Raw genomic sequence first — 24,615 nt, forward strand, 5'->3', positions numbered from 1 at the left:
ACGACCGGGGCGCCGCCCGCGCGCGCAGCCGATCCCGAGCGCCTGCAAGCTTTCATCGAGCGCTTCGCTGCCGATCAAGCGGCGACGATGCACGCCGCGACCCTCGTCGTAGGCGACCGGCTGGGACTCTTCGCGCGACTGGCGGCTATCGGTCCTTGCTCGGCCCAGGAGCTGGCCGCCGCGACGGAGTGTCATCCCCGGCTCGTACGTGAATGGCTCTCGGCTCAGGTCGCCAGCGCCTACTGCGAACACGACGCGCAGACTGACACCTTCTGGCTGACACCCGAACAGACGGCGTGCCTCGCTGATGCGACGAGCCCGACCTATCTACCCGGCGGAACGATAGCCGCGAACTCCAACCACCAGGACGTCGACCGGGTGGCGCAGGCTTTCCGTGGGGACGGCGGGATCGGCTGGGGCGAGCACCACCCGCACCTGTTCCTTGGAACCCAGCGGTTCTTCGGGCCGGTCTACCGCGGCAATCTCGTCCAGCACTGGATCCCCGCGCTCGAAGGAGTGCACGAGAAGCTCGTGGCGGGCGGCCGGGTCGCGGATCTCGGCTGTGGGCACGGGGTCGCGCTGATCCTGCTGGCCGAGGCCTACCCGGAGTCGGCCTTCGCCGGCTTCGACTCACACGCCGGCTCGATCGAGGCCGCTCGGGAAGCTGCCGCTGAAGCTGGTGTGAGTGACCGAGTGACCTTCGAGGTGGCCGGTGTTGAGGACTTCGGCGGTGCGGATTACGACCTCATCTGCGTGTTCAACGCCCTGCACGAGTGGGGCGACCCGGTCGGCGCTGCCCGCCGGATCCGCGATGCGCTGGCGCCCGACGGGACGTGGATGTTCACCGAACCGCGGACGGACGAGGAGCTCACAGAGAGTGTGCGGGCACGGACGTTCTTCTCCGTGTCGACATTCGTGTGTACTCCGAGTGCGCTGGCTCAGGGGGCCGGCGACGCGCTCGGAGCCCAGGCCGGTGAGTCGCGCCTGCGGCAGGTCACCGAGCAAGCCGGGTTCACCCGGTTCCGCCGCGCCACGGAGACCCCGTCGTTCATGGTGCTCGAAGCCCGTCCGTAGCGGCGGAGCCGAATGAATGGGCCCGGATCGTTGGTGCACCGGCTGACAGGGGCGGTCGATGTGGTACGTGATTACACGTTCCACGCTGCGTGCTCGTCTTGCTCTTCTGGTATCAGCAGCCAGCCGGCCGCGTATGCCACTACCGCGGTGCCCAATGTGAAGACAGCGAGCACCACGGCACCCAGGCGCACGAGAGTGGCGTCGATCTTGAAGTAGTCGGCGATGGCGGCGCATACTCCGGCGAGCATCCGGCCGCTGCGGGGACGGGTGAGTTTTCTCATGCCTCCAGCATGACTCGGATGGCCGCCTCCGCGCCTCGGGAAGTCACCTGATTGATCCCTGACTCCCGGTCGGGATTCCTGGGGGTCGCCGTGTTGCCGAGCTGGTCCGGTGTCCTATTCCTTGACCGCCCCCGAGGTCAGTCCCTGCACGATCCACTTGCTCGCCAGTGCGAACAGCACCATGGTCGGCAGGATGGTGAGCACCGCGGCCGCGGACATCGACCCCCAGTTGATGTTGAACGTCGAGATGAACCCGTTCAGCGCTGCGGGGATGGTCCGGTTCTGCTCGGAATGCATGAGCACAACCGAGAGGAACAGCTCGTTCCATGAATTGACGAAGTTGAAGATGAACGCCGCGATGATGCCCGGGGTCATCACCGGCACAAGCACACGGAAAAGCGCCCCCAGGCGAGAGCAACCGTCGATCATCGCTGCCTCTTCCAGCGCGTCCGGCACGTTCTCGAAGAAGCCGCGCAGCATTACCGTCGAGAACGGGATGGAGATGGCGATGTAGACCAGGATCAGGCCGAACTTGTGGTCGACCATCCCGAGGTCGGACATCATCGAATACAACGGACCCAAGGCGATGAACGCGGGGATCATCTGGGTGAGCAGAAAGGCGATCATCACCGCGCCTTTACTGCGGAACTCGAACCGCGCGAGCACATAAGCGCTGAACAGCGCGATAAGCGTCGCCGTCGCTCCGGCCACCAGCGCCACCAGCGCGGAGTTGCTGAGGAACACCCCGAAGTTGCTGTGGGAGAACAGGCCGCGGTAGTTGTCGATGGACGGCTCGCTCGGCCAGTACTCGAGCGGGAACCGGTTGATCGATCCCGGCGCCTTGAACGATGTGACGGTGATCCAATACAGCGGGAAGAGGGTGAACACGAGCCACAGGCCGAGGCCGGCCACCCGGACTACGCCACCGACGGTGACCCTGCGCCTGGGCTGACCGCCGCGGTCCGGCTCGATCGCCGGCGTCGCCGCGGGCCGTTCGGAGAGCATGGCGGTCATCGGCTCGACCTCCGCATCGCGACGAGGTAGAACGTGCAGAAGACACATAGGAATGCGACGACGAACAGCCCTATGGCGCTCGCGAGCCCGTAGTTTCCTTGCTGCGTGTAGTTGATCATCCAGGTCGTGACGATGTGGGTCTGGTTGGCCGGTCCGCCGCCGGTCATGGCGTAGATGATGTCGGGGAAGTTGAAGATCCAGATCACCCGCAGCAGTACGACGAGGTACAAGGTCATGGAGATATACGGGATGATGATCGAGAACAGTTGCCGCACCTTTCCGGCGCCGTCGATGCTCGCGGCTTCCAGCATCTCGTCCGGAACGGACTGCAGCGCGGCGAGGATCATGATGGCGAAGAAGGTGACGCCGTACCAGATGTTCGCGACGATCACCGAGAACATCGCCAGTCCCGCGCTGGCGAGCCACGCTACCGGAGTGTCGATGATCCCGACCTTCATGAGCAGGTCATTGATCACGCCGAACTCGGCGTTGAACATCCACCGGAACAACATGCCGATCAGGAAGCCGGACACCGCCCAAGGGAAGAACACGAGTGCCTGGTAGACGCCGCGGAAGCGGAACCGTTTACGTAGCGCCAGAGCGATCGCGAAGCCGATCACGAACTGCGGCACCAGTGACCCGATCACCCACAGCGCGGAGTTGGCCACCACCGTCGGGAAGACGGGGTCGCTCAAGATCGTCCTGAAGTTCTGCAGACCGACGAACGGCGTGCTGGTCAGATCCCACAGGTTCCAGTCGAGGAACGCCATCCGCGCACCCTGCAGCATCGGGTAGTACGTGAACCAGCACACAAAAACGATCGCCGGTGCGAGGAAGGCGAGGATGGTCAGCGCGTGCCGGCGACCGAATGCCGCCCGGCGCGCGCCGGAGGCGCCCCGTCCCGCGTGTGCGGCGGGGCGCCTCCGGCCGGAGGTCACTGCGCTCACGCGGGTTACCCCTCGGACGCGTATTTCTCGGTCCAGAACGTGTCCCACGACTCGAGCAGCTCGGCAGTGGTCATATTGCCGAGCAACACGTTCTGGATCTCCTGATCGGACTTCTGGATCCACTCGGTCCACCAGCTCACCCCGCGCGGCTGGGCGACGTTGACGTAGGTGTCCGGGTTCTCCGTCATCGTGACGTAGCTGGTCCACGGCCCTTCGGCGTAGAACTCGTCGTCAGCGGCGGCGGCGATGATCGGTACGAGGCTGTTGGCCTGGGCGAACTCAGTGGCGGGTCCTTCCGATGCGAGGAATTGCACCAGTGCGGCCGCCTCGTCCTTGTGCTCGCTGGCCTCGGTGACCCCCCACCCGGCGACGGCGAGCGGTTGTGCGGCCTTGCCGGACGGCCCGGTGAGCAGGGGAGCGGTGTCCCACTGCTCGGCGGTGAGCGTGGTGGATTCCTGCACCGTCGCGATCACCTCCGGGTCTTGCAGCAGGAACGCCGTTGAGCCGTTGGTGAAGCCTTCGACCATCTCGGGGTATCCCCAGGACACCGCCGACGGCGGCGACGCATCCTCGAACAACGCGAAGTAGTGGTCGAGTGCCTCTTGCGCCTCGTCCGCGGCGAAGATCGTCCTGCCGTCGTTCAACAGGAAGGCGTTCTCGGTGTCGAGATCGTCGATCACGTAGGCCTCGATGGCGACGACGACGTTGCTGTTCGCGTTCTGGCCGCCCCGGAACGCGTAGCCATAGGTGTTGTTCGCCGGGTCCTGGATCGCCGACGCCTGCTCGAGCAAGTCCTCCCAGCTCTGCGGCGGGCCGTCGAATCCCGCTTCTTCGACCAGGTCGGTGCGGTAGAACAGCGACAGGCCATAGAAGCCGTAGGGGACGAAGTAGCTGGCCCCGTCGCCTTCGGCCACGGCGCGGGCATTCTCCGTGAGCGCGTCCAGACCGTCCCACTCGGCGAGCTCGTCGCTGAGGTCGTACAGCCAGCCGTTGTTCGAGAACGGGCCGACCGTGATGTCGCGCACCTCTAGCACGTCGACGCCGGAGCCGGACTGCAGCATCTGCTGAATCGTCCGGTCGGCCTGCTCGGTCGGCGGCGACACGAGCTCGACGTTGATGCCGGGGTTCTCGGCCTCGAACTCGTCGAGCAGGCCCCGGATGAGCTCGGTGCGTGCGGGGTTGGTGAGGCTCTCGACCATCTGCAGGGTCACCTCACCGTCCTGTGATCCGTTCGAGCTGGTTCCATCCGAATCGGATCCGCCGGAGCAGGCGGTGACCGCCAGGAGAACGGCGATACCCATCCCGGCGGTGGTGGTCAGTCTGGTGCTTTTCACGGTGCGCCTGCCTTTCTGGACAGTTGTCACGTCGTGGAAGGGGTCGGAGGGTTCGTGGGTCGTTGCGAGGCGAACTCGACGATGAGCGGCACACACCGCTCGACGAACGCGTCGAAGTCCGATGACTCGGTGTAGAGGTGGACGGACAAACGTAGGTACCCGACGTCGTCGAAGCTGGTGAACGCCGTCTCGACGCCGGTTCGGTCGAGTATTTGCATCCGCAGGTCGTCCGCCTCTTCTCTGGTTCGGGCGAGACCGTCGGGCAGCCGGATCAGCCGCATCGACGGCGTCGGCATCGGTAGCTCGACGGACGCTGACGACGTGACATGCGGCTGCAAGGCGGTGCTGATCACGGCGGCTCCGTGATCGGCGAGTTCAGCCATCACCTGGCGAGTGCGTGCCCAGCCGTACTCACGCTCGATGAAATCGACCGCACGAGGCGCCGCCAGGTAGCTCGTCGCGTCGATGGTGCCTTGAACATCGAAGCGGGCCGGGAATGGATCCTCGGCGGCCCACGAGTCGATGAGAGGCCACAGCTCTTGCCGGTCGACGGCGCTGGTGGCGAGCAGCGCGGCGCCTCGCGGTGCGCATGGCCACTTGTGCAGGTTGCCGAACCACCAGTCGCCACCGGCTTCAGACACCGGATGCTCGATCAGGCCTGGCGCATGCGCACCGTCGACCAGCACACGTGCGCCGCGGGAGTGGGCAACCTCGGTGATGCGCTTCGTCGGGAGCCCACGGGCCGTGGGGGAGGTGATCTGGTCGACGACGACTAGCCGGGTGCGATCACCGATCGCCTCCTCGAATCTCTCGACGATCTCGTCCTCGCCGTCGAGGAGCGGGAGGTGGATCGCTCGCAACCGAGCACCGAACCGCCTGGCGAGTCGCCGCGCCCCCATGGTGACCGCGCCGTATCCGTGGTCAGTCACGAGGATCTCGTCGTCCGGCTGCAGCCGGAGGCTGTTGAAGACAACCGTCGCGGCGGCCGACGCGTTGGGCACGAAGGCGAGGTCACCGGCTGCTGCCCCCACAAAGGGAGCGATCTGCTCGCGAGCTTGGGCAACGTACTCGCCGATCCGGGGAAACCAGCTCACCGGACTGCGGTCGGCCTTTTTCCGCAACTGCTCGTGGTACTCCACCACCTGGGTGGGCACCGCGCCGAAGGAGCCGTGGTTGAGGTGGACGAGGTCAGGGTCGAGCGGCCATGCCTCACGCGCACGCCCCGAGCTCGCCAGTCGCACGACCGACGGGATGAGGCCGGGGTGTTCCATGGATCTCCTTGGGACCGGGCGGGGACGCATTCTCGGGTAGTCGTTCGACAACAATGCCACGATGACGCGATAACGCCCCACATTCCATGAGAGAATGAGCAAGTTGTCAAACAACTTTGATGGCGTGGAAACATACCACGTACTGTTGTGCCGCGAAAGGGGGCCTCATGAGTGCGGTCGAGACGGCCCTGCACGGCCTGCGATCGATCATCGCCGACGGAACGCTCGGCCCTGGGGACAAGCTGCCCAGCGAGGGTGAGCTGTGCGAGAAGCTGGGTGTGTCGCGGGGATCGCTGCGAGAGGCGATCCGGATGCTGTCCGCCCTGGGGGTTCTCGATACGCGGCACGGGTCGGGAAGCTACGTGGGTGAGCTCAAGGCGGCGGACGTGATCCAGAGTCTGTCGCTGACCGTCGGCCTGTTGCCACTCGAAGCTGTTCTGGAGCTGTATGAGCTGCGTCGCGCTCTCGAGGCGCACGCGGCGTCGATGGCTGCCGCACGGGTGGACAACGACACCATCGTCGAGCTGTCGGCCGTGCTGGATGAGCTTGAGGCAACGACCGACGACGACGAGCAGTCGCGACTGGATCACGCGTTCCACATGCGCATCGTTGAGTTGGGTGGAAACCAGGCTTTCGCCGCCTTGCTCTCCGTGCTCCGTTCGCGTTCACGCGCCTACCGGATTTTCCGCACGGCGGACGCCAGTGAGATCAAGCGGCTTTCCGACTCCGGGCATCGGGCCATCCTGCGTGCACTCGAGACTCGTGACCCGGCCGCGGCCGCGGCGGCGGCAGCCACACATGTGGCGCAGACGGAGGTTTGGCTGCGCAAACACCGCCCACCCGCGGAGGGGTGACCATGGCGGGGTGCGCTCAGAGGCGTAGTTCCCAGTACTGGCCCACCAGGTCGTGGCCGAAACTCCGGTGTGGTTCTTCCTCGACCAGCCGGAAACCGGTCTTGATGTAGAGATGCCGCGCCGCTGTGAGCACATCGTTGGTCCAAAGAACCAGAGACTTATACCTGGCCGAGCGGGCGAACCGGACACACTCGTCCACGAGCCGGCCGCCGACGCCGTCGCCCCGCGCCCACGGCTCGACCAGCAGCAGCCGGAGTTGTGCGGTGTGGTCGTTCTTGCGAACACAAAACACGCAACCAGCCGGTTTGCCGTCGACCTCGGCGATCCAAGCTTGTTCGCGCGCCGGGTCGTGGTCCCGGCCGTAGTCGGCGACAATCTGAGCGACAAGCGCCTCGAACGCCTGACCCCAGCCGTACTCGTCGGCGTAGAGGCGGCCGTGTCGTTGGACGACCCAGCCGAGGTCGCCGGGGCGTAACCCACGGATCACGATGGTTCGCGGCGCAGGCCGTGCGCTGAGGAGTCGCTCCGCGGTCTCGAATGCGTTCACCAGGTGCCGCTGATCGTCGTTGCTGAGCTGTTCGAGCAAGCGGGCCGCCTGCTGTTCGGAGCGGGCGTTGAGGGTGGCGAACGCGTCACGGCCGGTGGCGGTCAGAGACGCCACCTGCTTGCGGGCGTCGAGCTCGGAAACGCTGCGTTCCACCAACCCTTTCTTCTCCAGCCTGCCCAGAACGCGACTGAGGTGGCCGGGATCGATGTGCATCGCGGCGCGCACCGCGGTGATCTCGGCGAGGCCGTCATGTTGGGCCAGCTCGAAGATGACACGTGCCTCGGTGACGCTGAACCTGGACTGAAGTAGACCTTGGTCGAGCAGGCCCATGTGTGCGGTGAAGAAGCGATTGAATCGGCGCACCGCACTCACTCGTGTGCCGACGGTTCTTTGTTCGATGGCAGCACCGGTCATGATGACATCGTCAAACTTTTCTTTGTCGCCGTCAAGGATTATCTGTCAACGTCCTGCGCTCGCGTGCCGAGGCGGCCGGTCAGGCGCTTGGTTCGTTGCCCGGGCGCCACTTGATCGAGCAGCCCATGGCCGGCCGGTGGGGGAGCGGCACTGGCTTGCCGGCGAGCACGAGGTCGAATGCCGCACGTAGCGATGCGCCGGTGACGGGTTTGTGGTTGCCAGGGGTGCTCTCGTCGAACGCGCCGTGATACGCGAGACGACGGTCCGCGTCGTACAGGAAGAGATCGGGGGTGCAAACCGCGCCGTAAGCTAGCCCAACACGCTGGTCGGCGTCGATCAAGTACGGGAACTGCCAGCCGGCCCGGTTGGCTTGCGCTTGCAGGTGCTCAGCGTCATCGTCGGGATAAGCATCGGCGTCGTTGGTGCAGATCGCCACCGTGGCGAGTCCATGTTTGGCGTACTCGCCGGTGAGTGCGCCGAAGCTGGATTCGATGTGCTGGACGTACGGGCAGTGGTTGCAGACAAAGGCCACCAGCAGCGCCGACGCGCCGGAGAACGACGCGAGAGTGAACTCTTCGCCGTCGACCGAAGGCAAGGCGAAGTCTGGCGCTGGCGTTCCGACAGTGGTGTCGCGGGATTCGACGGCCACGGGAGCCTCCTTGGGCGGATTTGAGTCAATTGATTGCCTTAGAGGCCGCGCAGAATGGGAGTCGCCTGGCTCGCGGGCCGGAGCATGCCAGCTGTCCGAGAATGGAAGGCGTTGATCGTCAGTCGTCGCACAAACCCAGTGCGACTCCTTCCTCCGCCTTGCCATCCAGGCGCTCGCCCCCGCTCGCTGTCAGGCGCCCCATTCTGCGCGGCCTCTGAACCATTCTCCGCTCGTCCGCTCGCACATGTTGATCAGGGGTGCGAAGTGACAGCTGCCGCTCGACCGGGACGGGGCCAGCGGGTCGCCACGGCCGCGAGGGCGGCGGCGCAGACGACGAAGAGCGTGCCGAGCGCGAGCCAGCCGGCCGTCGAGTTGGCCAGAACCCAGCCGAGGAGGAGTAGCGGGCCGACGGCTCGTCCCAGGGGAATGCCACTGAGGTACATGCCTTGCCATTGGCCAGGATGTTGGGGGTTGGCGAGGGCGAAGCCCACCTCCCACGAGCCGGAGGCGATGAGCGTTTCGCCAACGACGAGCACGACGACACCAGCCACCAGGACGAGTACGGCCAGCTGTGGTGATGACAGGACGGACGAGCTGGCTAATACGGCGCAGGCCGCAGCCAATAGGATGCCACCGACCAGCACGGACCGGGCTGCGGTGCGCAGGCTCACCACGCGGCGCGCCACGCGTCGCTGAAGTAGGACGACGCCAATGGTGTTGGTGACGAACAGTAGGCCGATGGTCCACGAGGGTGCGGCGGTGCTTTCGCTGATCCAGACCGGGAGCAGCACGCTCAACAAGGGCATGTAGAGGTACAGCACGGCATTGAGCAAGGTGGCGGTGAGGTACCGCGTGTCTCGCAGGACGCTGCTGGCGCGGGGTCGTTGGGCGCTGGGCGCTCTGCGTGGCGAGCTGTGACGGGGGAGTCGGGGGAGTCGGGAGAGTATGTAGGCGGTCAGCACGAAGAGCCCGGCGTCGGCCAATAGCAAACTCACGAAGGCTGCTTCGGTGCCAAAGATCAAGGCGGTGGTGCCGAGCGCGGCACCGATGCCGAGCCCAGCATTGAGTAGCACCTGGAGGCGGGCGCGGGCGTTGACGCGGTCTCGAGCGTCGACCATCCCGACCAGGAGCGCTTGGCGAACGGCGGCGAGACCACTTTGCGCTGCCGCGTAGACGCACACCGCCGCCAGGAAACCGGCCCAGCCGGGCGCGAACGCCAGCAGCACCAGGCCGACGGCCACCAGGCATGCGAGGGTGACGGCGCTGCGCCGCAGGCCGACGCGGTCGGCCACGGTTCCGATCGGTGCCGACATGGCGAACCCCAGGCCCCAGGCGAGGCTGAGCCCGAGGCCGACCTGTGCCGGGGACAGGCCGACGACGAGCGTGAAGTAGAGCACCGACGCCACGTAGAAGGCGCCATCGCCCAGCGAGTTCACCAGTTGCGCGCGAGCCAGCACACGTAGTGCGGCATCGCTGAACTGAGATGAGGCGGCGGGCACGTCAGCCGCTGTAGTCGCTTCCATGGAAGTAATTATTGCTTCCATGGAAGCGTATAGTCAAGTCATGACCACTGATGCCGTCGCCAAGATCGTTGAACAATGGGAGCGCGAGATGCCGGAACTCGACCTGCGGCCCATGCTGGTAGTCGGCCGGATCCACCGGCTGGCGGAGATGATGGATGTCGCCCTCCGGCCGCCTTTCCGGGACGCCGGTCTCGGCAACGGCGAGTTCGACATCCTGGCGGCATTGCGCCGGGCAGGTCAGCCGTACTCGCGTACCCCCCGTGACCTCGGATCCGCCTTGATGGTCACCAGCGGAGCGATCACCAAGCAGATCGACCGGCTCGAAGCGAAGGGGCTCGTCATCCGTGAAGCGGACCCTCGGGATGCCCGCTCGAGGATGATCACGCTCACCGACAAGGGCGCTGACCTCGTGGAGCGCCTGCTTCCAGAGCACCTGGCGAACGAACGTGCTTTGCTCACGACGCTCTCCGCCGAGCAGCAGGAGCAGTTGGCGTCGCTGCTGCTCTCGCTCGCCGCGCGCCTGGAAGGGCGGGAAGGCTGACCCCGCGGGCGGTTCAGGCGGCGCGTTCGGTGACGAAGACGAACTCGCGGCCTGGGCGATCCGGGGCGTCCCGCACGTCGCGAACGCGGAAGCCACTAGCCGTCAGGGCCGATTCGACCTCGTCGCGGTCGCGGAACCGGAGAGTGGAATCAGAGGTGAGTACAGTGCCGTCGGCGTGGAATCGGTAGGTGCAGCGGAAGGACACGAGGGGGAGGCTGACATCGGTGATCTCGAAGTGCTCCTCCACATCTCCTATCCCGGGAACGTCGACGGTGACGGGAGCGGATCGGTCGGTCGCCCACTTCTCCCATGCGCGGTATTCGGGGCGCCGGGTCTCGAACACGAAGAATCCGTGTGGGCGCAAGGCGGCGCTGATGCCGCGCAGCGTCGCCGACCAGTCGTCGTCAGTGAGAAAGACTTGGGCGACATTGCCGGTCATCACGGCGAGGTCGGCGCCCAGGGCTGGTGCCGACGTTGCGTCGCCATGCAGCCAGGTGACCCGTTCGGCGCCCTTCTTCGACCTGGCGACATCGAGTGACGCGGCTGCCGGATCCACCCCGACGACGGTCCGGCCGGTGCCGGCCAGCAGTATCGCCAGCGATCCCGTGCCGCAGCCGACATCGAGTACCTGGCGGGCGTTCAGCTCTTCGGCGATGCCCAGGTAGGTCTCGAGATCGTCGCGCGGCCCGTCGAAGGCGTCGTAGATGGCCGCAAGGCGTGGGTGGGCGAATATTTCGTCCGGCATCCGGCGACACTATCGACTTGGCGCTCGTGGTGCGACGGGTTTTCGTCTCCGCGTGGTCGTCGCCACGGCACGCTGGCCGGCCTGCTCAACGGTCGGTGCAGCGGCGGCGCGGACTCCGGGCGCGCGGGACGACCTGATGCCGCGACGCGGGGATGCGCCAATTCGATCCGGAAGTTGCGGCAAAGCTGGTAAAACAATTGAAGCGGAACTGACGTTCGATTATCTTGTAGGTATGAGTGATTCGCATGGCAACCTCGCCGTCCCGGATGGGCCCGAGCCCGCGGGTGGTGTTGATGCGTGCGATGTCGACGCGGAATGGGTGCGGTTGGTAGCTGCCGAGCTGGCCCGGTCGGAGCCGATCGCTGGGTCGCTGGCTGACGTGGCCGATGGTGAGGACGTTTTCGGAGACCTTGGCTTCGATGTGCTTCACCCGGATGCCGGGCCGGATGGACTGGAGACCGATGATCCAGGCGCCGACGAATCAGGTCCCAATTGTCCAGGTCCCAATTGTTCAGGTCCCAATTGTTCAGGTCCCAACGTTTCAGATCCCAACGTTTCAGATCCCAATGGCCCAGGTCTCGATGATCCAGACACCTTGAATGAACTCGGTCGCCCGGGCGGGCCGGTTCCGGGAGTGGACCGGTCCGGAGTCGCGGGAATGGCGCCCGGCACTCGCCTGGCGGCAATTCTCGATGCTGTCTCGCCCGGGGAACTCGGTGTGCGTGAGTTGGCTGATGTGGTGGCAGCGTGGGAGCGGATGATGGCCTGGTGTGCGGCGAAGCAAGCTGAGGCGGCCGCCGAATTGACTCACCGCCGCGAGTTGCGCCCGGATGACGGGGGCGGTCAGTTCGCGTCGTTGCATCCGGTCCCGGCTACTGCCGCGGCGCTGTGTGCCGTGCGGCCGTGGACCAAGCCGCAGGCTGAGAAGCTGGTGGACCAGTCGGTTGTACTGGTTGAGAAGTACCCCGCGGTGCACCAGGCGTTGTTCGAGGGACGGCTCGACGTGGCCAAGGCTCGTATCTTGACCCGCGCCCTGGCCAAGTGTGACTCCGAGGTAGCGGAGCTGATCGAGAAAGCTGTGTTGCCGTTTGTACATATCTGGACCGAGGTGAAGCTGTCCCGCGTGGTCAACGAGTTGTTGCATGAGCTTGACGCCGCGGGAGCCAAACGCCGCCGCCGCGAGGCTCGTGACCGCCGCGACGTGTGGCTTGAGCCTGGTGAGGATGGCATGGCCTGGCTGATTGCCTATCTGCCGGCGGAAGAAGCCACCGCGGTGATGGCCGCGATCAACGCCGCCGCTGAGTCCGAGGGCGCAGCCAGGGGCGCCGGCCAAGATTCGGCACGGCCTGCCGACGGTGCTACTTCCGACGGTGCTACTTCCGACGGTGCCGCTTCCGACGGTGCCACGGGTGGTTCGCGCACCCGGCAGGGCCCGGGCACCAAGGGGCAGCGGCGCGCGGATGCGCTCGCATCACTCGGCTGGCTGTCGTTGGCTGCTGGACACCTCGGCGGCCGCGAATGCACGGCCTGTGGTGTGCCGGCGGGTACCCGGTTGTCCAAGGCTCATGGTCGCCCGGTCACGGTGAACGTCACGGTGCCCATGTCCACGCTGCTGGGCTTGGACGAGCATCCTGCTTATCTGGATGGGTATGGTCCTATCGACCCTGATGTGGCGCGGTGTCTGGCAGCCGCTGGTGTGTGGACGTGGGTCGGGACGGCTCCTGCTGGTGGCCACGCGATCGATTACGGCACCACTCGCTATGAGCCCCCGCAAGCTTTGGTGGACTTCGTGATTCTGCGTGATCGTGAATGTCTGATGCCAGGTTGCCACCGCCCAGCTCAGCGCTGCGAGATCGATCACCGTCGCCCCTGGCCGTACGGACCGACCTCAGCCTGCAACTGCTCGGCCTTGTGTAAGGCCTGTCATGTGCAAAAACATCGGGCCGGGTGGACGGTCGAGCATCTCGGTGAGGGGCGGCAGCGCTGGACAAGCCCCACCGGACACTCATCGGTGATCAGTTTTCCGCGCATCGCTCCAGACGCGTGGGAAGGAGCTACATCACGTCGCGATCGAGGGTATGAGTCCGCGAAGGCGCCACCGGCCGGATCGGGCGACCCACCCTTCTGAGCGGGTCGCCTCCTACCTTCCAGCACACATGCGCGCGGTCCGCCGACCGGAAAGTAGGAGGCGCCTCGGACGTTAGGCGTGTCCCGTGGCCGCCGCGCGTCGACGAGACAGCGCATCAACCGCCGCCGCCAGGAGCAGCACAAGTGCGGTGACGATGAACTGCACCGAGGAAGCCGACGTGATCAGTGGCAGCCCATTGGCGATGGTGGCGACGACCAAGCCGCCGAGCACCGCATCGCGCACCTTGCCTTTGCCGCCGAACAACGACGCGCCACCGATGACGGCGGCCCCGACCGCGAGCAGGAGGGTGATCGAGCCACCAGTGGAGGGCGAGATGGAATTGTCGCGAGAGGCGAACAGGACGCCGGCACTGGCCGCCATCGTCGAACAGATGATGAAACAGATGACCTTGACGCGGCCCACGTTGATACCCGCCCGGCGGGCGGCCTCGACGCTGCCCCCGATGGCGTAGATATGCCGGCCGAACGCGGTCCGGGACAACACGAACGTCAGGCCGACCAGAATCACCGTGGTGATCGGCACGATGTAAGGCATGCCCTTCAAGGACGTGAGCTCCGGGTTCACACTGCGTTCCTGGTTGAGCAAGTGGGTGCCGACGCCGGCCAGCACGGCGAACGCGCCGATCTTGAATCCGAGGATCGACGGTGGTTGCACCGGAAGCCCGCGGCGTTTCCGCTTGCGCGCACCGCTGAGTGTCACAGCCGCGTAGCCGCTGACGACGAGGATGGTGAACACCCATCCCAACGCCGGCGCCACGTTGCTCTTCATGATTGACAAGATCGTGTCACTGCGCACCGGGATGGTTCCGCCCTCGCCGATCACCCACAGCATCATCCCCTGGAGCCCGAGGAAGTAGGCCAAGGTGACGACGAATGACGGGACCCCGAGCCGGGAGACGATCAAGCCGATGGTGAGCCCGATCACGGCTCCGGCCAGGAGGCAGGCAGCGAGAGCGAGCGGCCAGGCAACGCCGTGGTGGGTCATCAGGACGGCGAGGACCGCACCGGAGGCACCAGCGGCGACCCCCGCGGACAGATCGATCTCCCCAAGGAGGAGAACGAAGACCAAGCCCATGGCGATGAAGATGATCGCCGCGCTCTGGTTGAGCAGATTGGCGAAGTTCAGCAAGGACGCGAAGCGATTGGGGTTCATCGCGGTGAAGAACACCATCAGCGACAAGAGCCCGAGAATCGCGGGCAGCGCACCGACCTCGCCGCCTCGCACCCGGGAGAAGTAGCCACGCAGAGAGCTCCGGATCGAGGTCTGCTCGACAGGGACCTCGCTGGCCTCGAGAACCGATGTCTTGGTCACGCCGCCACTTCCTTCGCCGGTAGGCCGAGGTTGCCACTGCGTCCCGCGGTGATGAGCTCGACGATTTGTGCATGCGTGACGTCAGCGGCGGGGATCTGGGCGGCCATCTGACCGAGGTACAGAGTCGCGATCCGATCCGCGACTTCGAAGACGTCGATCATGTTGTGCGAGATGAAGATGACAGCCAGCCCGCGGGTCGCGAGCCCTCGGACCAGGTTCAGCACCTGTTCGGTCTGTGCCACCCCCAGTGCGGCCGTGGGCTCGTCCAGAATGACGACCTTGCTGTTCCATAACACGGCGCGGGCGATCGCCACCGTCTGCCGCTGGCCACCTGACAAGCTGGCAACCGACATCCGCACCGACGGGAGCGTCCGCACCGACAGGCCGCGCAATGTCTCGACGGCCTTCTGCTCCATCGTGGTCTCGTCGAGCGCCACCCTGGAACGTAGCTCGCGACCGAGGAACATGTTGTGCACGACGTCGAGGTTGTCGCACAGCGCCAGGTCCTGGTAGACGACCTCGATGCCCAGCGCGTTCGCGTCCTTCGGGTTGTGGACGCTGACCTCGCGACCCTCGAAACTGTAGGAGCCGGTGTCGAAGGGCTGGCTTCCCGAGATCCCCTTGATCAGGGTCGACTTGCCGGCGCCGTTGTCTCCGACGAGCGCCAGCACCTCTCCCGCATAGACGTCGAGCTCCACATCCTTGAGGACATGGACCGCTCCGAAACTCTTGTTGATGCCGCGCAGCGTCAGCACGGGCTGCTTCTCTGTCATTGCACCTCGTTCAGCTCGAATGTCGGCGTGATCATCGGCATTCTCCGCCCATGGGCGAGACGGAGAATGCCGATGATCACAGAGGGAGCGCTCGGCTACTACTCGACGCCGTACTCCTCACAGGCCGCCTGGAGCTCCTCGGTGGTGCAGAGCTTCTCCGCGGTCGTGAAGCCGTCGGCCACGACGTCCTTCACGGTGTCCGCGAAGATCGGCTGTGGGGTCAGCAGGACCGAGGCGACGTCCTCGCCGGTCTCGGTGTCCTCCACGGTGGCATCGGCGAGGGCGTCGGCTGCCTCCCGATCACCGTGGGCGAGCGCTACCGCCAGCTCGACGGCCGCCTCGGCCTCGGCTTTGACCGCCTTGTAGACGGTCACGCACTGCGTTCCGAGCAGGACCCGCTGGAGGCCTTCGTCGGTGGCGTCCTGACCGGTCACCGGGATCGATCCGGCCAGTCCGTTGCGGTCGAGCACGGAGATCACCGCTCCGCCCAGACCGTCGTTGGCAGCTGCGACTCCGACGAACTCGCCACCTGTTCCGGTGAAGATCTGCTCGAACATGGTGCCGGCTTCGGTGTTGTCCCAATCAGGTACCGACTGGTCGTCGGCGATGCCGTAGCCCGCGCCGGTGACCGCGGCTTCGTAACCCTCCTTGAACAAGGTCGCGTTGTTGTCCGTAGGAGACCCGTTGAGCAGAACCACGTCACCGTCGGTGACACCGTCCTCCTGCAGACAGGTCACCAGGCCTTCGCCGATCGCGGTGCCGACAGCGACGTTGTCGAACGACACGTAGTACTCCGCGCCACCACCGAGGGTGAGCCGGTCGTAGTCGATGACCGGGATGCCGGCCGAAGCAGCGTTGCTGATGACCGCGCTGCCGGTCTCGCTGTCGAGGTTGACGATGAGCAGCACGTCGTAGCCGGCGCTGATCATTCCGTCGGCGATGGTCTGGAAGTTGCTGGTCTCGCCCTCGGCATTCTGAATGTCCGCCTCGACGCCGGCGGCGTCGAAGGCCTCTTGGAGCAGGGGCCGGTCGGCAGTCTCCCAGCGTGCAGACGAAGCCGAATCGGGAAGGATCACACCGACCGTGGCAGCTCCCTCTTCGGTCGTATCGTTGCTGGTCGACTCCGAGTCGTTCTCAGCGTTGCCATCGTCGGTGCCGCAGGCGGCCAAGGTCAGCCCGGCGGCGATGCTGGCCGCTAGCGCGGTGCGCGCGACGCGGCGAGACGAGATGTTCACAAGTGTCCTCCCGGATCAGAGCTACGAGGTACCACGTCTGTTGCGTGGCCATGAGTCTGAGCGCGGGTCCGGTTGGCGTCAAGCCTCAAACGCAATGCCGTTTACATCTTGTTAATGGATTCTTTTCATGCCATCAATCTGGCGAGCGGGCGCCAATCAGGCCTGCGAGGAGCGCGCCTACCGCCACCGTGCGTTCTCCTAGCGGCGAGAGCATGAGGTGCGTCGTGCTGGCGACTCCGGGCAGGACCGCGCGGCGAAACCCTCGCCGGACGGGTTGGAGCCAGGCATCGCCGGCGGCCGTCAACGGCCCGCCGAGGGCGATCTCGGCTGGGTTGAGGATCATCGCGAGCCAGCCGAGTGCGCGGCCGAGCGTCTCTCCAGCCTCCTCGAGAATATGCAAGGCAACGGGGTTGTCCGCGCTCAGAAGGTCGAGCACGTCCTGGAGGACGAGATCGCGCTCGAGCGCCGTGCCCAACGCGGACCGGATCGATTCAGCTGAACTGACCGTCTCCACGCAGCCACGGCGTCCGCAGCGGCACACGATCGCCAGCCGAGGGTCAAGCGTGAGATGGCCGATCTCTCCCGCCGCCCCGGAGTGGCCGCGCAGGAGCTGGCCGTCCACCGCGACCCCAGCGCCGATTCCCTGCGCGACCTTGACGAACACCACTGCTCCCTGCCGCTCGGGGTGGCTGCCCAGAGCGATCGCACCGAGGTTGGCGTCGTTCTCGACAACTACCGGACGGCCGAAGGTTCGATGGAGCTCATCCTGCAGGGGGACGTCCACCCACGCGGGGTGGATCGCCGCTTCCGTCACCGCTCCGGTTGAGGTGTCCACCGGCGCCGGGATTCCCATCGCGATACCCGAGATGTGGTGTTGCTCGATGCCCGTGTCCGCGCGGACGGCGTCGACCAGCGGGCCGATCGTGTCGAGCGCGGCCTGCGGGTTGTGCCATGCGGGCAGCTCAGTGGCTCGTTCGGCCAGGACGTCACCAGCGTCGGTTCCCACGACCACCCGCACGTGTGTCCGGCCGGCGTCGATGCCTATCCCGTACCGGCGACGCCGGGGTGAGCGTTTGACCATCCGGCTGCGCCGGCCGTTGGAGACACCCTTGGTGACGACGAGTTCGCCTTCACTGCTCAGGGTGCGGACCAGCCCGGACACCGTGGCGGCCGACAAGCCAGTCATGCGGGCCAGTTCGGCCTGACTTATCTCGCCTCCGTCTTGGAGCGCCTCGAGTAGGCGCTGCCGGTTGGCAAGCCGCAACCCGGACAGCGATCCAGGGCCGGATTCCACGTTACTTCCGCCTTGCCGGCGTGGGTATGTGTGTCAGCGAGGGCTTTGCCGTCATGATCTGAAGGCTACACTGCCACTCTAGACGCTTCGGATTGGTGCGGACCAATTCTCGGGCGGGCATGGTTTCCGCGCCAGGACGGACTATCATCATGCGGCACGACCAGCCATCGCGGGCGGCTCCTCGGGCCCGGTGGCTTCGCAGGCCCGATGTCAGTCTCTGTACCGATGCGATGGAGCACGCATGAGGACCAGCCGAGCGCATCGCACGGCGCGAGCCGCGACTGCGCTGACGTCTGGCACCCATGACGTAGCCGGCCCCCGCTTGCCGGGGGATGATGCGGGCGTGGCCGGCGTCGGCGACCGTCCTCACCCTGAGGTCCGGCTCTCGATGAGAGAAGTGACCAAGTGGTACGGGCGGCTCCGGGCCCTTGATCAGATAACTCTGAGCGTCCACCACGGGGAGATCGTCGCCGTAGTCGGCGAGAACGGAGCCGGCAAATCAACCCTGGTCAGCTGCATCGCCGGGTACGCGCAGATCGACGGAGGCCGCATCGACATCCGGCCCGCCCGGGAGCGTGCCGGTACGGCGCCACCGCAGATCGCGGTGACCTGGCAGGACCTGGGTCTGTGTGAAGACCTCGATGTGGTCGCCAACATCTTCCTGGGCCGGGAGCACACGCGCGGGCTGCTGGCCGAGAACCGGATGGCCACCGATGCGCGCAACGCTCTCGACCGCTTCGGGTCACAGCTCAGCGATGTGCGGGCACGCGTCGACACGCTGTCCCGCGGCGAACGTCAAGAGGTCGCGCTCGCTCGTGCCATCGCGACCGAGGCGGAACTGCTCGTGCTCGACGAACCCACCGCGTCGCTGAGTGCCATGCGGCGCGCCGCCGTCGTGGAGTTGCTCCGGGAGCTTCGTGATGCCGGCCAGGCGATCCTTCTGGTCAGCCATGATCTCGAGGAGGTCTTCTTACTCGCCGACCGGATTCTGGTGTTGCGCCATGGCCGGATCGTCGCGACCGTGTCGCCCGCTGAGGTCCACGTCGACGACGTCGCCGCACTGATGTCCGGCATCGAATCGGAGTCCACCGCGCGCCGTCAGCTCAACAGGCTCAAGAGCCTGGTCGAGCAGCTTTCGGCGGCCGACCCGGCCGCGTCACTCCCGCTCGTCGTCTCGGCGACAGCGGCCGCCCTCGACCAGGACATGTTGTGTGTGCATTTGCTCGAGCCGACCCCTGGCGGCACCGTGCTGCGGCGCACCGCAGCTATCGGCTTACCCGATCCACTGGTTGAGGTCACCCTCGAGGTGGCTCCAGGTAGCGCCGGAGGTTTGATCGGCACGGCGGCCGCCACGGGGCAGCTCGTCGTGGTGGATGACGCCAGCGACGACCCAGCCTGGTCCGGGTTCTTTCAGCTGGCAACGGCTGCCGGCGTCCGGAGTGGGTGGTCCACACCTATCATCGGGTCGACCGGTGTCCTTGGCACCATCACCGGTTTCAGCACCTCCGCGGGCCGTCTCGACCCGGACCGAGCCGAGCTGGTGTCCTTGTACGCCGGCCATGCCGCGACGGCGATCGAGCGCGAGCAACTGATCGATGAGGTGAGCCGGAGAAACGAGATACTCGAGTCCCTACGAGCCATGCTCGAGTCGCTCGCGGGACCGGACCGGGTTGACGGCGGATTGTCAGTTGCACTGCTGGCGCTGTGCCGGGGACTAGGGGCGTCGGCCGTGGGCGTCCTGGTCGCTGGTGTCCCAGAGGTTGGGGGAGCGGAGCCATCGTGGGTGGAGATCGACCTCGACGGCGCGTCCGCTGATCGCCTGCGCGAACTCGCGGAACAGGCCGCGAGTTCCGCTTCAGATGCGCAGCGCCTGAGCGATGGGCTGGCCGTCGCTGGGTTGCCGCTCCCCGAGGGGCAGGGCATCCTGATCAGCCAGTGGGCCGATCAGGCTGAGCCAGGTCGCGACCGACTCGAGCTGCTCGACGACGCCAGGCGGTCGCTCGCTCTGGCGCTGGAGCGCGAGGGCCTCGAGCGGGCGCGCCGCGAGGCCACGGCAGCGCGGCGGTCCCAACATCTCCAGCGCGAGCTGCTGCAACAGCTCAGCCACGAGCTGCGCACGCCGCTCACCGCGATCCGTGGATACGGTTCGACCCTCCTGCAGCCGGACCTCACCTGGGACGCCGCGTCCGTCGAGCGGTTCCTCACCGCGATCACCACGGAGTCCGCGCGGATGGAGCGGCTGGTCGATGATCTACTCGACTCCTCCGCGATCGAATCCGGGGTGCTGAGTCTTCGTCGTGACTGGACCGACTTGCGCCTCGTGCTGGAGGCCGCGCGGAGCTGCGTCCCGGACCGGGACCGGATCCGGATCCGGGCCGCGGATGACCTCGAACCCATCTGGGCCGATCATGATCGCCTCGAGCAGGTCTTCGTCAACCTGCTGGAGAACGCCGTCCGCCACGGCGATCCCCACGGTGAGGTTCGTGTCACGGCGGCTCGAGGCGTCGCCAGCGCCACCATGGAGGTGTTGATCAGCGACGATGGTGACGGCGTTCCGCCGGACGTCGTCGACCGTCTCTTCGAGCCGCGGGTGCGGCACAAGGAGAGCACCGGCGCCGGGCTCGGATTGTCCATCGCCCGTGGCATCACCGAGGCCCATGGCGGCAGTTGCGAGCTGCTACCCGGGTCGCCCACGACGTTCCGCGTCACTGTGCCCATCGAGCCGGTCGACTTCGATCCTGTTGAACGTCCGTCCGCGGATGCCCCGGGAGTATCACGTCATGGATGACCGGACCGGGATTCTCATCGTCGAGGACGACCGCAACATCGTGGATCTGCTGCGCTCGAATCTCCTCGCGCGCGGGCACCGCGTCATGGTCTCGCGCGACGGCGCCGATGTGATCACGCAGCTGGGGGAATCCGCGCCGGACCTCGTGCTGCTGGATCTCATGTTGCCCAAGCTGGATGGGTTCGAGCTGTGCCGGTCGATCCGCGAACGCTCCGACGTGGGGATCGTCGTGCTTTCGGCGCGTCGGGGCGAGACGGACAAGGTGCGTGCCCTCAATCTCGGCGCGGATGACTACTTGACGAAGCCCTTTGGCATCGATGAGCTGCTCGCCCGGATCCACGCGACGCTGCGCCGATCCCGGCCGGCGCCACGGGGCAGCTCGGCCATGTCCGTCATCGAAGTGGGTGATGTCCGGATCGACTTCGACGCGCAGTCGGTCTCGAAGGCCGGCGAGCATGTGCATCTCACGCCCACGGAATACGCTCTGCTGCACGAGCTGGCGACCAACCAGGGACGGCTGCTGTCGCACGCGGAGCTGTTGCGTCGGGTGTGGGGGAGCGGCTACGAAACCCAGACCGAGTACACCCGGGTCTATATCGCCCGGCTGCGCGCCAAACTCGAGACAGCGGGCGGCCCAGACCTCATCGTGACCGAGCCACGGGCGGGTTATCGGTTTGCCGCGGTGCGGCAATGATCCGCGCCGGGGCCGTGATCATTGCCGCGATCGTGGCGCTGGGACTGGCCGGATGCGGCCTCGACGACGACGGCGGGGCCGCCGCGACGTACCGGATCGCGTTTCTGTTACCCGAGAGCAAGACCGCACGGTACGAGTCGCACGATCACCCGGCGTTCGTCGAGCGGGTCCACGAACTCTGCCCCGAATGCGAGACCCTGGTCAGCAATGCCGGTCAGGACGCCGCGCGGCAACAAGCCCAAGCGGAGGCAGCCATAACCAACGGTGCCGACGTGCTGGTCCTCGACCCGGTCGACTCGGCTGCCGCCGCGGTCATCGCGCGCCATGCCGAGACAGCGGGGGTCCCGGTGATCTCCTACGACCGGCTCGTGCTCGACGCGCCGGTGGCGTTCCACGTGACCTTCGACAACGAGCAGGTTGGCGCATTGCAGGCGCAGGTCCTGGTTGATGCGGTGGCTGACCGCAGGGACGACGGGGTGCTGGTGGTGCTCAACGGCTCGCCCACCGACGACAACGCGGCGTTGTTCCGCAGCGGCGCCAGCCTCGTGCTCGACGGCAGTGACGTGAGGATCGGCGTAGAGACCGACGTCCTGGATTGGTCACCGGACAAAGCCCAAGAAGCGATGGAACGGGCACTCGCGACTCTCGGCCGCGACCGGGTCGCCGGTGTTTACGCGGCAAACGACGGGATGGCGGCCGGTGCGATCGCCGCGATGAAGGCTGCCGGCATTGATCCCCTGCCGCCGGTGACCGGGCAGGATGCCGAACTGGCGGCGGTACGGCGGGTGCTCACCGGTGAGCAGCACATGACGGTCTACAAAGCTGTGCGGACCCAGGCCAGAGTGGCAGCCGAACTCTCGATCGGCCTCGCCGAGACCGGTGAGATTCCGGCGGGCGTGCGTTCGGCGTGGGTTGACAGCGGGAACGGAATGGTCGCGGCCCTGCTGTTGGAACCGCAGGCGGTGACGCGCGAGACGATCGGATCGACGGTCGTCGCCGACGGGTTCTGGTCCATCGCAGAGATCTGCGGCGGTCTCGAGCGCGAATGCACTGAAGCCGGACTGATCGATTCACCGGCCGGGTATGACGTGAGAGTGCCGGCGCCATGATCCAGCTGACTCTGCTGCGCGCCGGTCGCTGGGCACCGTTCCTCGCGTTGGTCGCTGTCTGGGTGGTGATGAGCGCCCTTAATCCGCGTTTCCTGTCGGCGGTGAATCTGACCAACCTGATGCTGCAGATCGTGGCGGTCGGCACGATCGCCGTCGGTGTGGTGCTTGTCCTTCTGATCGGTGAGATCGACCTGTCAGTGGGAGCGGTGTCCGGGCTGGGCGCCGCCGTGACCGCGGTGCTTGCCATCAAGCAGGGGTGGCCCGCGCTGCTGGCCATCTGTATCGGGCTACTTGTGGGCGCTGTAGTGGGCTTGCTGCACGGCTTGATGGTGACACGTGTCGGTGTGCCGTCGTTTGTGGTAACCCTCGCTGGGTTGCTGACGTGGCAGGGCGCTCTGCTGCTGGTCCTGGGCGACACGGGGACGGTCAACCTCACCGACGACTCGCATCTACGAGCGATTGCCGGCACATTCCTGCCGCCTGCCTTTGGCTGGGTTCTGGCGTTCGGCGTGGCGGTGGCCGCCGTCGTGGTGGCCGGCACCCGGTCGAGGCAGGGGAGCACCGGGCGGATGTGGCTCGCCTGGCCGTGGGCCGCCGCAAGTGTGGGTGCCGTCGTTGCGGTCATGGTCTTCAACGCTGATCGCGGCGTGCCGCTCGCCGTCGTGCTGTTCCTCGTCTTGCTCGCCAGCGGAGACATAGTCATGCGGCGGACCCGGCTGGGCCGGCACGCGGTGGCGATCGGGAGCAACGCCAGCGCCGCGCGCCGTGCGGGCATCGCGGTGGACCGGGTTCGGATGGTGGTCTTCACGCTGGCATCCGTGCTGGCTGTCGCTGGTGGAATTCTTGCCGCGTCCCGGCTGCTCGCGGTCAATCAGTCGTCGGGCAGCACGGACGTGATGTTGATGGCCATCGCCGCGGCGGTGATCGGCGGCACGAGCCTGTTCGGGGGGCGCGGGTCGGTGTGGTCGGCCCTACTCGGCAGCTTGGTGGTGGGTTCGCTGGCCAACGGCCTGGATCTGCTGGGCGCCTCGCCCGCGGTCCGGCTGATAACGACGGGCCTGGTACTGGCCGTGGCCGTGGGACTGGACACTCTGATGCGCCGGGCCAAAGTGGTGCGGCCGGCGTGATCATGGATCAACCGGCTTGTGACGTCTAGTGCGAGCCACCAGCAGTCCGGCCACGCAGAGCGCGACGAGAGCGCCGACGGCGAGGATCAACTGCCATGGTGCCAGCTGGGTGCCGTAGGCGCCGAGCACGACGTAGGTGACGGTGCCAGGCACGATGCCTACCGCGGTCGCCAGTAGGTACGCGGGAAACCGAACAGCGGTGACGCCGCAACCGTAGTTGACCGTGGAGAACGAGATCACCGGTATCAGTCGGACCACCAGGACGGACAGTACGCCGTGCCGCTCGACCAGTTGGTCGAGCCGCCGCAGGTGACGGCCGGTGAACCGTTCGACGCCGTCGCGCCCGAGGTACCGCCCTATCCAGAATGCCGTACCGGCTCCTGCCATCGCCGAAGCCCAGACCAGCAACGCGCCGCCGGGCATGCCGAACATCAGGCCAGCTGCGATGGAGAGGATGTTCTTCGGGAGCATCAGCAACGTGGCGACGACATGTCCGGCGGCGAAAACCACCGGTGTCCACAGGCCGGAGTTCTCGAGCGCGGAAGAGATATCTTGCTGGGTTGGCCACCCGAATAGAAGCCACAAGAGCAGGCCGCCGCCCAGCAGAACACCGAGCGCGATGAGCCGCCACCAGACCGCGGGTGGGGTCTTGTGGGTGGCGTCTTCTCGGCCGCCATCGGTCACGTCGCGTTCCATGTGCGTGTTGAAGTCCCTGCCCCTGTTGTTCCATCCTGCCTGGAAGGGAGCGTTTGGTGCTATCAGCCTTTCCGGAGCGCACTGTCTCGTTCCCGGAGCGAGCCCATCTGCGCCAAACGCGGCCGCCGGTGTCCGTGGCCAGTGCCGCCGTGGCCGGCCCTTCCCCGTTGATCATGGGCACCTGACACCTATTCGGCGTCGAGAAGGCGCCATCTGCCCATGATCAACGGGGGCGAGGATGGACA

23 protein-coding genes are annotated in these 24,615 nt (G+C 66.4%); 8 read left to right on the top strand and 15 right to left on the bottom strand.

The features are described 5' to 3' along the window. Positions 1 to 87 precede the first annotated feature (87 nt). Positions 88 to 1,074 carry a class I SAM-dependent methyltransferase gene (locus tag F7O44_RS01650; protein ID WP_425501354.1) on the top strand — a complete coding sequence of 329 codons (987 nt, stop codon included), beginning with the start codon at positions 88 to 90 and terminating at the stop codon, positions 1,072 to 1,074. 71 nt (positions 1,075 to 1,145) lie between these two features. Here F7O44_RS01650 and F7O44_RS01655 read toward each other — a convergent pair whose 3' ends face one another. The 5 genes from F7O44_RS01655 to F7O44_RS01675 all read right to left on the bottom strand — a co-directional run bounded on the left by F7O44_RS01655 (position 1,146) and on the right by F7O44_RS01675 (position 5,921). Continuing rightward, positions 1,146 to 1,355, bottom strand: a complete 210-nt coding sequence (locus F7O44_RS01655; RefSeq protein WP_162448447.1) for a PspC domain-containing protein — start codon at positions 1,353 to 1,355, stop codon at positions 1,146 to 1,148. Between the two features lie 114 nt (positions 1,356 to 1,469). Continuing rightward, positions 1,470 to 2,360, bottom strand: a complete 891-nt coding sequence (locus F7O44_RS01660) for an ABC transporter permease subunit (RefSeq protein WP_162449264.1) — start codon at positions 2,358 to 2,360, stop codon at positions 1,470 to 1,472. A gap of 5 nt (positions 2,361 to 2,365) precedes the next feature. Next, the gene (locus F7O44_RS01665; RefSeq protein ID WP_162449265.1) at positions 2,366 to 3,307 is read right to left on the bottom strand and encodes an ABC transporter permease subunit; all 942 of its coding nucleotides are present in this window, start codon (positions 3,305 to 3,307) and stop codon (positions 2,366 to 2,368) included. A 14-nt stretch (positions 3,308 to 3,321) separates the two neighbouring features. Then, the gene (locus F7O44_RS01670) at positions 3,322 to 4,650 is read right to left on the bottom strand and encodes an extracellular solute-binding protein (RefSeq protein WP_162448448.1); all 1,329 of its coding nucleotides are present in this window, start codon (positions 4,648 to 4,650) and stop codon (positions 3,322 to 3,324) included. Positions 4,651 to 4,676: 26 nt separating this feature from the next. Beyond that, positions 4,677 to 5,921, bottom strand: coding sequence for an aminotransferase class V-fold PLP-dependent enzyme (locus F7O44_RS01675; RefSeq protein ID WP_162448449.1), 1,245 nt, complete (start codon positions 5,919 to 5,921; stop codon positions 4,677 to 4,679). A 167-nt stretch (positions 5,922 to 6,088) separates the two neighbouring features. Here F7O44_RS01675 and F7O44_RS01680 point away from each other — a divergent pair, with 167 nt between their 5' ends. Further along, the gene (locus F7O44_RS01680) at positions 6,089 to 6,775 is read left to right on the top strand and encodes a FadR/GntR family transcriptional regulator (RefSeq protein ID WP_162448450.1); all 687 of its coding nucleotides are present in this window, start codon (positions 6,089 to 6,091) and stop codon (positions 6,773 to 6,775) included. 16 nt (positions 6,776 to 6,791) lie between these two features. Here the strand turns inward: F7O44_RS01680 and F7O44_RS01685 are convergent, their stop codons facing one another. From F7O44_RS01685 to F7O44_RS01695, 3 genes are all read right to left on the bottom strand, one after another. Further along, a complete protein-coding gene (locus F7O44_RS01685; RefSeq protein ID WP_162448451.1) occupies positions 6,792 to 7,736 on the bottom strand; it encodes a bifunctional helix-turn-helix transcriptional regulator/GNAT family N-acetyltransferase in 945 nt (314 codons plus the stop codon). A 79-nt stretch (positions 7,737 to 7,815) separates the two neighbouring features. Further along, positions 7,816 to 8,385: a thioredoxin family protein gene (locus tag F7O44_RS01690; protein WP_222850952.1), complete on the bottom strand. Its 570-nt coding sequence runs from the start codon at positions 8,383 to 8,385 to the stop codon at positions 7,816 to 7,818. 251 nt (positions 8,386 to 8,636) lie between these two features. Continuing rightward, complete coding sequence (locus tag F7O44_RS01695) at positions 8,637 to 9,908, bottom strand: MFS transporter (protein ID WP_162448453.1); 1,272 nt, start codon at positions 9,906 to 9,908, stop codon at positions 8,637 to 8,639. Positions 9,909 to 9,948: 40 nt separating this feature from the next. Between F7O44_RS01695 and F7O44_RS01700 the strand changes: the two genes are divergently transcribed. After that, positions 9,949 to 10,449: a MarR family winged helix-turn-helix transcriptional regulator gene (locus F7O44_RS01700; protein ID WP_162448454.1), complete on the top strand. Its 501-nt coding sequence runs from the start codon at positions 9,949 to 9,951 to the stop codon at positions 10,447 to 10,449. Between the two features lie 13 nt (positions 10,450 to 10,462). Here F7O44_RS01700 and F7O44_RS01705 read toward each other — a convergent pair whose 3' ends face one another. Both F7O44_RS01705 and F7O44_RS01710 read right to left on the bottom strand, forming a co-directional pair. Beyond that, entirely contained in the window at positions 10,463 to 11,194 is a 732-nt protein-coding gene (locus F7O44_RS01705) for a class I SAM-dependent methyltransferase (RefSeq protein WP_162448455.1), read from the bottom strand. An 85-nt stretch (positions 11,195 to 11,279) separates the two neighbouring features. Next, entirely contained in the window at positions 11,280 to 11,624 is a 345-nt protein-coding gene (locus F7O44_RS01710) for a hypothetical protein (protein WP_162448456.1), read from the bottom strand. A gap of 165 nt (positions 11,625 to 11,789) precedes the next feature. Here F7O44_RS01710 and F7O44_RS01715 point away from each other — a divergent pair, with 165 nt between their 5' ends. Continuing rightward, positions 11,790 to 13,322, top strand: coding sequence for an HNH endonuclease signature motif containing protein (locus F7O44_RS01715; RefSeq protein WP_162448457.1), 1,533 nt, complete (start codon positions 11,790 to 11,792; stop codon positions 13,320 to 13,322). A gap of 72 nt (positions 13,323 to 13,394) precedes the next feature. On the opposite strand, the gene F7O44_RS01720 is transcribed toward F7O44_RS01715, so the two are convergent. From F7O44_RS01720 to F7O44_RS01735, 4 genes are all read right to left on the bottom strand, one after another. After that, a complete protein-coding gene (locus F7O44_RS01720; protein ID WP_222850953.1) occupies positions 13,395 to 14,654 on the bottom strand; it encodes a sugar ABC transporter permease in 1,260 nt (419 codons plus the stop codon). Continuing rightward, on the bottom strand, positions 14,651 to 15,427 hold the full coding sequence (locus tag F7O44_RS01725) for an ATP-binding cassette domain-containing protein (RefSeq protein WP_162448458.1): 777 nt from the start codon (positions 15,425 to 15,427) through the stop codon (positions 14,651 to 14,653). The genes F7O44_RS01720 and F7O44_RS01725 overlap by 4 nt, the downstream gene beginning before the upstream one ends. 98 nt (positions 15,428 to 15,525) lie before the next feature. After that, complete coding sequence (locus tag F7O44_RS01730) at positions 15,526 to 16,656, bottom strand: sugar ABC transporter substrate-binding protein (RefSeq protein ID WP_425501355.1); 1,131 nt, start codon at positions 16,654 to 16,656, stop codon at positions 15,526 to 15,528. 139 nt (positions 16,657 to 16,795) lie between these two features. Next, positions 16,796 to 17,956 (bottom strand): ROK family protein, encoded by a 1,161-nt coding sequence (locus F7O44_RS01735; RefSeq protein WP_162448459.1) that lies wholly within the window; start codon positions 17,954 to 17,956, stop codon positions 16,796 to 16,798. 241 nt (positions 17,957 to 18,197) lie between these two features. Between F7O44_RS01735 and F7O44_RS01740 the strand changes: the two genes are divergently transcribed. Genes F7O44_RS01740 through F7O44_RS01755 form a run of 4 tightly spaced genes read left to right on the top strand, consistent with a single transcriptional unit; the run spans position 18,198 to position 23,674 of the window. After that, positions 18,198 to 20,744, top strand: coding sequence for an ATP-binding cassette domain-containing protein (locus F7O44_RS01740; protein WP_162448460.1), 2,547 nt, complete (start codon positions 18,198 to 18,200; stop codon positions 20,742 to 20,744). Continuing rightward, complete coding sequence (locus tag F7O44_RS01745) at positions 20,737 to 21,438, top strand: response regulator transcription factor (protein ID WP_187361001.1); 702 nt, start codon at positions 20,737 to 20,739, stop codon at positions 21,436 to 21,438. Before F7O44_RS01740 ends, F7O44_RS01745 begins: the two co-directional genes overlap by 8 nt. Further along, positions 21,435 to 22,547 (top strand): substrate-binding domain-containing protein, encoded by a 1,113-nt coding sequence (locus F7O44_RS01750; RefSeq protein WP_162448461.1) that lies wholly within the window; start codon positions 21,435 to 21,437, stop codon positions 22,545 to 22,547. The genes F7O44_RS01745 and F7O44_RS01750 overlap by 4 nt, the downstream gene beginning before the upstream one ends. After that, a complete protein-coding gene (locus tag F7O44_RS01755; RefSeq protein WP_162448462.1) occupies positions 22,544 to 23,674 on the top strand; it encodes a sugar ABC transporter permease in 1,131 nt (376 codons plus the stop codon). Before F7O44_RS01750 ends, F7O44_RS01755 begins: the two co-directional genes overlap by 4 nt. On the opposite strand, the gene F7O44_RS01760 is transcribed toward F7O44_RS01755, so the two are convergent. Next, positions 23,675 to 24,370 (bottom strand): TVP38/TMEM64 family protein, encoded by a 696-nt coding sequence (locus F7O44_RS01760; RefSeq protein ID WP_162448463.1) that lies wholly within the window; start codon positions 24,368 to 24,370, stop codon positions 23,675 to 23,677. Positions 24,371 to 24,615 lie beyond the last annotated feature (245 nt).

Source organism: Phytoactinopolyspora mesophila (assembly GCF_010122465.1).
Taxonomy (GTDB): domain Bacteria; phylum Actinomycetota; class Actinomycetes; order Jiangellales; family Jiangellaceae; genus Phytoactinopolyspora; species Phytoactinopolyspora mesophila.

Bases quoted from the DNA above. Each gene is read 5' to 3' on its own strand.
- F7O44_RS01700 (WP_162448454.1), top strand. From the start codon at position 9,949: ATGACCACTGATGCCGTCGCCAAGATCGTTGAACAATGGGAGCGCGAG.
- F7O44_RS01745 (WP_187361001.1), top strand. From the start codon at position 20,737: ATGGATGACCGGACCGGGATTCTCATCGTCGAGGACGACCGCAACATC.
- F7O44_RS01755 (WP_162448462.1), top strand. From the start codon at position 22,544: ATGATCCAGCTGACTCTGCTGCGCGCCGGTCGCTGGGCACCGTTCCTC.
- F7O44_RS01685 (WP_162448451.1), bottom strand. From the start codon at position 7,736: ATGACCGGTGCTGCCATCGAACAAAGAACCGTCGGCACACGAGTGAGT.
- F7O44_RS01695 (WP_162448453.1), bottom strand. From the start codon at position 9,908: ATGGAAGCGACTACAGCGGCTGACGTGCCCGCCGCCTCATCTCAGTTC.
- F7O44_RS01655 (WP_162448447.1), bottom strand. From the start codon at position 1,355: ATGAGAAAACTCACCCGTCCCCGCAGCGGCCGGATGCTCGCCGGAGTA.
- F7O44_RS01750 (WP_162448461.1), top strand. From the start codon at position 21,435: ATGATCCGCGCCGGGGCCGTGATCATTGCCGCGATCGTGGCGCTGGGA.
- F7O44_RS01680 (WP_162448450.1), top strand. From the start codon at position 6,089: ATGAGTGCGGTCGAGACGGCCCTGCACGGCCTGCGATCGATCATCGCC.
- F7O44_RS01760 (WP_162448463.1), bottom strand. From the start codon at position 24,370: ATGGAACGCGACGTGACCGATGGCGGCCGAGAAGACGCCACCCACAAG.
- F7O44_RS01740 (WP_162448460.1), top strand. From the start codon at position 18,198: ATGAGGACCAGCCGAGCGCATCGCACGGCGCGAGCCGCGACTGCGCTG.
- F7O44_RS01725 (WP_162448458.1), bottom strand. From the start codon at position 15,427: ATGACAGAGAAGCAGCCCGTGCTGACGCTGCGCGGCATCAACAAGAGT.
- F7O44_RS01650 (WP_425501354.1), top strand. From the start codon at position 88: ATGCACGCCGCGACCCTCGTCGTAGGCGACCGGCTGGGACTCTTCGCG.
- F7O44_RS01705 (WP_162448455.1), bottom strand. From the start codon at position 11,194: ATGCCGGACGAAATATTCGCCCACCCACGCCTTGCGGCCATCTACGAC.
- F7O44_RS01675 (WP_162448449.1), bottom strand. From the start codon at position 5,921: ATGGAACACCCCGGCCTCATCCCGTCGGTCGTGCGACTGGCGAGCTCG.
- F7O44_RS01660 (WP_162449264.1), bottom strand. From the start codon at position 2,360: ATGCTCTCCGAACGGCCCGCGGCGACGCCGGCGATCGAGCCGGACCGC.